At 66.1% G+C, this 7,398-nt stretch carries 6 protein-coding genes; 4 read left to right on the plus strand and 2 right to left on the minus strand.

Translation table 11 applies throughout. From position 1 onward, the window contains the following. Positions 1–476: ATP-binding cassette domain-containing protein (locus tag ELR45_RS36995; RefSeq protein WP_205856098.1), on the minus strand; the 476-nt coding region annotated here is incomplete at its 3' end. A gap of 201 nt (positions 477–677) precedes the next feature. Then, entirely contained in the window at positions 678–1,862 is a 1,185-nt protein-coding gene (locus ELR45_RS05755) for a M20 family metallopeptidase (RefSeq protein WP_129664138.1), read from the minus strand. 204 nt (positions 1,863–2,066) lie between these two features. On the opposite strand from ELR45_RS05755, the gene ELR45_RS05760 reads away from it, so the two are divergent. The 4 genes from ELR45_RS05760 to ELR45_RS34650 form a co-directional block, all read left to right on the plus strand. After that, a complete protein-coding gene (locus ELR45_RS05760) occupies positions 2,067–3,215 on the plus strand; it encodes a substrate-binding domain-containing protein (protein ID WP_129664140.1) in 1,149 nt (382 codons plus the stop codon). Between the two features lie 447 nt (positions 3,216–3,662). After that, positions 3,663–5,333, plus strand: coding sequence for a hypothetical protein (locus tag ELR45_RS05765; RefSeq protein WP_205856100.1), 1,671 nt, complete (start codon positions 3,663–3,665; stop codon positions 5,331–5,333). Positions 5,334–5,352: 19 nt separating this feature from the next. Beyond that, entirely contained in the window at positions 5,353–6,321 is a 969-nt protein-coding gene (locus ELR45_RS05770) for a Tat pathway signal protein (protein WP_129664142.1), read from the plus strand. Further along, positions 6,321–7,398: DegT/DnrJ/EryC1/StrS family aminotransferase (locus tag ELR45_RS34650; protein WP_165367509.1), on the plus strand; the 1,078-nt coding region annotated here is incomplete at its 3' end. The genes ELR45_RS05770 and ELR45_RS34650, both read left to right, overlap by 1 nt.

Below are 7,398 nucleotides of genomic sequence, written 5' to 3' on the forward strand. Positions count from 1 at the left end.
TTGGCGATCTCGACGATCTGCTGATCGGCGATCGACAGACCGCGTGCCGGCCGGTCCGGATCCAGCGGCACGGCCAGCCGGTCGAAGAGCTGCTCAGCGCCGCGGTTCATCGCGGAGCGGTCGATCCGGCCCAGCGTTCCCCGAGGCTGGCGGCCGATGTAGATGTTCTCGGCGACGGTGAGGTCGGGGAAGAGCGTAGGTTCCTGGTAGATGACCGCGATGCCGGCATCACGGGCGTCGCTGGGCGAACTGAGGTCCACCACCTCGCCACGCAGCTCCACCGTGCCCCGATCCGGGCGATGCACGCCGGCCAAGACCTTGATCAGGGTCGATTTGCCGGCGCCGTTCTCCCCGACGAGAGCGTGCGCCTCCCCGGCGTACAGCTCGAGCTCAGCGTTGCGCAGCGCGGCGACGGCACCGAAGTTCTTCGACACACCGCGCAGCGCCGCGGCCGGCCGGCCGGCGGGTCGGTCCATCTCGTCTCCCTTGCACGTCGCATGTTCCGGTTCGATTTGCCTAGGAGTCACATGGATCGTTTCAACCCGGTGTAATGCGTGACATTACGCAGCGCATAACCAGATCGTCAAGAGAAGACCGGCAAGCTTGTATCGACCGCCGATGGGCGGTAGCTCAGGCGGTCAAAGCAGGGGACTCGTCATCCCTTGGCCGCCACCTCGTCACGGCCGCGAACGCGCCCCGAGCCGGGCAAGAAGAGCCGCGCAGACCGAGGCACGCTCCATCAGGCTGGGAATCTCGATGTACTCGGCGTCCGTGTGCGCGCCTCCCCCGGCCGGCCCGAGGCCGTCCAACGTCGGCACATCGGCCGCCGCGGTGAAGTTGGCGTCGGACACGCCACCAGCAGCGACCGTCTCGATGTGCACGTCCAGCTCTCGTCCAGCATCCGCGTATGCATCGGCGAGTTCCGTGAACGGCCGACCGAACGCCGGACGGCCCTGGTAACGCGTCACCTGAGTCACGGTTCCCTCGACCGGTCCCGCGCCCGCCAGCGCGCCGAGCCCGCGCTCGACGGCCAGGTCCGCGCTGTCGTCGTCGAAACGCACATCCACGTGCACCGATGCAGAGGCAGGAATGATGTTCGGACGACTTCCCCCGTCGGCGAGCACGACGTTCACCGACGCCGTGTCCATGCGGCGTCCGAGCTCCTGGACGGCCAGGATCTTGTGAGCGAGCGTCTCGAGAGCATTGGCTCCGGCGCCGGGATTCGACCCGCTGTGGGCTGCGCGCCCGGTCACCTCGAGCCGGTAGCGCGCCACCCCGCGCCGCGACGTCACGATCGCACCCGAAGGCCTCGCGGCCTCGAAGACGAGTGCGGCGTCCTGGCCGGCGGATGCCTCCTCGATCACCGGCCTCGAGAACGGCGAGCCGGACTCCTCGTCCCCGTTGAAAACCACGGTGATGTCGAGGCCCGCTAAAGCGTCAGCGTCGAGACGACTCAACGCGGCGAGGATCACCACCAGGCCGCCCTTCATATCGGCGACCCCGGGTCCGAAGGCACGCTCGCCCGCCACCGTGAACGGGCGAACCTCAGCGGTTCCCCGGGGAAACACCGTGTCGACATGGCCCACCATGAGCACCCTGCCGGCATCTGCTCGCGTTCCGGGCCGGTGCGCGACCATGACGTCCGGACCCCCGGCGCACGTGACCTTCTTGACGCCCAAGCCCAGCCGTTCTACGGCTGGGGTGAGCAAGCGATACACCGCATCGATCCCCGCATGATCGCCCGGCGCGCTGTCGGTGTTGACCAGATCTTCGAGCAGCGCCAGCCAGCTGGCCGCGGTGGTTGGATCGGTGACGTCTGTCGGCATAGCCACGTGGATCGTTGTGCCTTCATTGGTAGTCATCAGTGTTTCCCAAGATTGGATGCAGAATAGACGACGTTAGGTAACACGGCAACACCGGGGGTCGCCGATGGATCGCTTGTTATCTCCTGCTTCCTCCCCCTGTCGCGAGGATGTCACCAGCACATTCGCCGTCTGGAAGCACTGCACATATAGCGTGCGATAGGCTGACACCTCACCATCGGGAAGCAGAGAGAGGGCTCTAGGATGGCCACCAGGAGAACTTCGGAGCGACAGCGGCAAGCCCTCGTCGAAGATCTTCGCCGATCCTGCCAGGAGGGGCGGCTACGCCCCGGAGACATGCTTCCCACTGTGCGGGAACTTCAGGAGAAGTATCGCCTGTCGCCGCGGTCGGTGACGTCCGAGCTGAGAAAGCTCGTGGACGAGGGCCTGCTCCGCACCGTGCCGCGTGTCGGCATCTTCGTCGCCGACACGGCGACTGCCGAACCGGACAGCTACCTGATGTTGGTCGAGGCCGAAACGAGCTCGGCGACGACGTCGATCGTCGACCGGGTCCGGTTCGGGTTCGAGGAACGCGTGACCCAGCTCGGGGCGGCAAGCGCAACGATGAACATCGATGTCGCCTTGAAGCGCGCACTGGACGGGACGCTTCCCCCGATCGCCGGGGCCTTTCTCGCCATGCCGGACCGCGGCGAGGACTTGGTGGCCTTCGGCGACGCATCGACGGCTCGGGTCCGCTGGGCCTCGATTCCGATAGAGCCGCAGGATCCGCGGATGGTGATCGACATGGTGACCGTCGATCACGAGGACGGCAGCCGGGCTGCCACCAGGCACCTGTGGCAACGAGGCCACCGTCGTATCGCCTTCCTCGGGCTGCACGCCGTCGCGGACGACGACCCCCGGTACCACTGGTCGGCATTGCGCATGCAGGGCTGGCAGGAGGCGATGAGCCAGCTCGAGGAACGCGTGGACAACATCTTCTTCCTGCCGGAGACTGCCCCCGGCTCATATGAGCAGCAGGTCGAGACTGCCAGACGGACTGCCCGGGCCATAGTTCTCCGCCGAGATGTGAGCGCGGTGGTGTGCGCCAGCCACAAGGCAGCGCTCGGCCTGCTTTCCGCGCTGCGGGATGCGGGTGTCCCACCGGAAGGCTGGCCCACGCTGGTGGCCTTCGAAGATACCGCAGAGCTGGGCGGGGGAATACTGACGTCCGTACGGGTCCCATGCGAAGACATCGGACGTGAAGCGGCGCAGATCCTGTGGGAGCGGCGACACAGCCGCCTCGTGGGCAAGCCAGTGGATCGCCGGCTCCCGATGCCGGTCATCCGGCGCGTTGATTCCCACAACGGCTGGCCGGAAGCCGGCGACATCGCATCGACCGAGTCGCATCGATAGGCACTGGAAGTACTGCTTCCCTTTGTTTCCATTCTGTGACGCACACCCGAACACCGCGCGAGCGCAGACCACTCAGCCCCCTTCGCAGAGGCCTCCGAACCCACGCCCTCAAGCATGACAGAAGCGTCGAATCGGGCCGCCACGGACTGGCGTCGCACCCACTGAGGTCACCTTTATCCCTGGTAGCAGGCCTGACGTGCAGGCATCACCGCCGGCCTGGCACCCCATCCCCTCGACGGCGGAACGGACTCCGGCGCACTCGCCAGATCCGCGGCCACCGCAGGCTGGGGCCATCTTCTCCGCAACTCCCCGTCGTCGTAAACCCGCCTCTCGATCGGCGTCACGTTTTCGTTATTGAGAAACAGTTGACATGCAATGAGATACAGAACAGACTCACTGCAACCAAACGCGCGACTGGTGGCTTGTTCCTGATCGAAGGAGACGTCCATGGCAACACCGAACCGTGCGCCGACCCCGGGCTCCACCGTCAACACGGGCATGACACGGCGTGGCTTCGTCCGCAACGCGGGACTCCTGACCGCCGGTGGTTTGTCAGCCGGTGCTCTCGGCACGTCCATGACAGCGCCCGCTCTCGCATCCACATCATTCGACTACACGACCCCTGAGGCTTTCCACGCCTTCGACGCGGCCTATCAGAGCGGCGGCCAAAGCCCCGACAACAACAACGAGGCCGGCGCCTTGGCGTGGCAACAGTCCTACGCCCTGCGCAGCTTCGTCATGATGTACCTCGCGTACGGCGACACGTCGTACCTCGACCGGCTGATCGACAACGTCGACATCATGCTCACGCACCGGGACAGCGAGCGCGGCGTGACCGACTACCGCGGGCTCTCGCTGCCGGCCTGGCGGACCATGAACCCCTACACGCTGGGAATCTGCGAGCTCACGGACGCGAGCGGGCAGCCGACGCTGGAGATACGTAGCGGTCGTACGTACCCAGACACGGTGACGGTAACGGTGAGCCACGGGGCTGGCGATACGTTCTCGTTGGTCGTGCACAACGCAAAGTTCGATTTCACCGAAACCTATGACGACCTGACGATGGATCCGGGAAGCCCGGACTACGCCGTGCGCCGCGTCTATGACGACTACCCAAGAGACATCCTCTGTACCGCTCATGACCAGGGCGTGAGCACCAGGCCGGCCGAAGGTGTCTTCGACATGTTCGCGCAGCCAGTGATCATGGCAGTGCACACCGGAATGATCACCTATCCGATCGCCAGTTTCGTTCGGATCGTCAAGTCCGAGCCCCAGCTCAAGCACGATCAGCATTACCAGGACAAGGCCGATGAGTATCTAGCCGCGGTGGACGATGCTGTGGCGATCCATGACAGGGAGTGGCGCGAGACCAGCGACGGTCGCGGCTACTACTTCCGGGAGAAGGGCTTCCCCGTCGGATTCGACGGTCAGGCACAGCCGCTGAACATGACCCTGGCGCTCGGCCGCACCGTGCTCGAGCTCGCCGCGATCACCGGGGACCAGCAGCACGTGCACCGCGCCACCGCCCTGGCCGAAATGTTCAAGGCGGAACTGAGCGACCAGGACACGTCCGGTGTCACCACTTCGACCTGGTACTACTTCCCCACCTACTCGGCAGCCTGGAGCGGGTACACCAAGACCGGATCCGCGGAGACCGACATCTCCATGCACAAGCCGGAGTACGCGGTGAACGGCGGCTATAAGAACTTCGAGGACTACAGCCACGGAGCCATTGACGTCGACTTCGCAGCGCTGGCTTATCAGCACGGTTTTGTCTTCACCGATCAGGACATGGAGAAACTGGCCGCAACGTTCACGGAGAACCTCGCGGCGCACGACCCGGACGGTGTGGCTACTCTCCGCTACGTCGTCAGCGGCCAGGGCGCCCTGCGGTCCAACCCGCTCGGCGCAACCCGTTGGATGGCGCTCACCCAGTGGGACACGGACATCTTTGAACACTGCCTCGACATCTACGCAGACCGTGACACCCAGCCGACGCCGACCAGCGGAACCCGGCTGTTGGGTGTCGCCATGCTCAACTGGGGCGCTCGCCAGGGTGCCGCCAACGGCCATAGGGGCCGCAGACGAGCGGCGGCACGCCGGGAACCTCGCCAGTGACCACTGAATGGAAGCGACCATGACCATCTGGGCAAACCTCCTGCACATCAGCTACAACTTCTGGAGTGACTCGCCGGAGCCACGGCGGTTGAGTGCGTACCGCGACGAGATGCAGTTCGACGACGGGCTGTGGACCGAACTGACCCAGAAGATGGCCGACAGCCACCTGAACATGGTCCTCCTGGATCTCGGTGACGCCGTCCGTTACGAGTCACACCCGGAGATCGCTCTCAAGGACGCGTGGAGCACGGCGCGCCTGAAGGACGAGGTCGCCCGGCTACGGGAGCTGGGGCTAGAGCCCATCCCCAAGTTGAACTTCAGCACCGGCCACGACGCCTGGCTCGGGGTGTACCAGAGGCAGGTCTCGACGCCGGTGTACTACGAGGTCTGCAAGGACCTGATCGCTGAGGTCAGTGAACTCTTCGGTGGGCCACGGCTGTTCCATCTCGGCATGGACGAGGAAACAGCAGCCAATCAGCCCAGGTCGCGGCTGGTCGTGATCCGGCAACACGAGCTGTGGTGGGAAGACCTGTGCTTCTTCGCCGACGAGGTGACCAAGGCCGGCGCCCGGCCGTGGGTGTGGTCGGATCACGCCTGGCGGCACCCGCAGGAGTTCTACTGGAAGATGCCGAGGTCGATCGTGCAGAGCAACTGGCACTACGACCTGGACTTCACCGACGACAACGAGAACGACCGTCCACGTGTGATGCCCGAGCCGGAGAACCGTGCCTGGCGGTATTTGACCTACCTCGATCTCGACGATCAGGGCTTCGACCAGATCCCCACGGCCAGTAACTACCGCCAGGCGAGGAGTTTCGGGCTGACGGTGGACTTCTGCCGGCGACGACTCGACCATGCCCGCCTGCTCGGCTTCCTGCAGACCACGTGGAAGCCGACCATCCCGCAGTTCCGGGACCATCACCTCCAGGCCATCGACCAGGTCGCCCGCGCCGTCGCGCAGAGCCCTGCAGGGCAGGCCGGTGCCTGATGTCCGATCTCGCCATCCACGGCGGCACCCCGGTGCGCACCGAGCCGTTCCCCGCGTGGCCCACGTCGGGTACCGAGGAGGCGGAGGCAGTCGCGGAGGTGCTGGCCTCGGGCCGCTGGGGAAGTACCCACGGTGACGTCGTTCGCACCTTCGAGGACGAGTTCGCCGGTTACCAGCAGGCTGAGCACTGCGTCGCCGTCTGCAACGGCACGCTCGGGCTCACTGCCGCGCTGAAGGCACTGGGCGTGGGGCTCGGCGACGAGGTGGTGATGCCCGCGTACACGTTCGTCGGCAGCGCCACCGCAGCGTTGATGATCGGCGCCGTGCCCGTCTTCGCCGACATCGACCCCTCCACCCACCTGCTGGACCCGGCGGCGGCCGAGGCAGCGATCACCGAGCGCACCGCCGCGATCATGCCGGTGCATCTGGCCGGGCAGCCGTGCGACATGGACGCCCTGGTGGAACTCGGACGGCGACGAGGCGTAGCGGTCGTCGAAGACGCGGCGCAGGCACATGGTGCCGAATGGCGTGGCCGGCGAGTGGGCGCGCTCGGGGACGCCGGCATGTTCAGCTTCCAGACCAGCAAGAACATGACCTCCGGCGAAGGCGGCGCGGTAGTGGCGAACTCGCCGGACGTCGGCCGCCGGTTGTACGCCCAGGCCAACGTCGGCCGGGTGCCGGACGGCAGCTGGTACCAGCACGAGCACGTCGGTTTCAATCTGCGGATCACCGAGTTCCAGGGGGCGATCCTGCGCGAACAGCTTCGCCGCCATCCCGGGCAGACACGGAGTAGAGACCGCCTCTGGGCCCTCCTGACCAGCTTGCTCGCCGACGCACCAGACCTGAGGGTCCCGCGCATCGACGAGCGCGTGACCGCACACGGCCGCCATCTGTTCACCTTCCGCATCCGCGGCCTCGGCGACGCCGAACGGAAGACACGCTTCGTACGAGCGCTGGCGGCCGAGGGCATCCCGGTCTCCGGCGGTTACGTCGGGCTGCACCGCAACAACGCCATCCGGCACGAGATCCACACGATCACCACCATGCTCGGGCGGCCACAACCGAACCCCGAGCTCC

Origin of the sequence: Phytoactinopolyspora endophytica (genome assembly GCF_004138495.1) — a bacterium.
Classification (GTDB): Bacteria; Actinomycetota; Actinomycetes; order Jiangellales; family Jiangellaceae; genus Phytoactinopolyspora; species Phytoactinopolyspora endophytica.

Coding starts and splice junctions, on each gene's coding strand:
- ELR45_RS05755 (WP_129664138.1), bottom strand. CDS start 1,862: ATGACTACCAATGAAGGCACAACGATCCACGTGGCTATGCCGACAGAC.
- ELR45_RS05760 (WP_129664140.1), top strand. CDS start 2,067: ATGGCCACCAGGAGAACTTCGGAGCGACAGCGGCAAGCCCTCGTCGAA.
- ELR45_RS05765 (WP_205856100.1), top strand. CDS start 3,663: ATGGCAACACCGAACCGTGCGCCGACCCCGGGCTCCACCGTCAACACG.
- ELR45_RS05770 (WP_129664142.1), top strand. CDS start 5,353: ATGACCATCTGGGCAAACCTCCTGCACATCAGCTACAACTTCTGGAGT.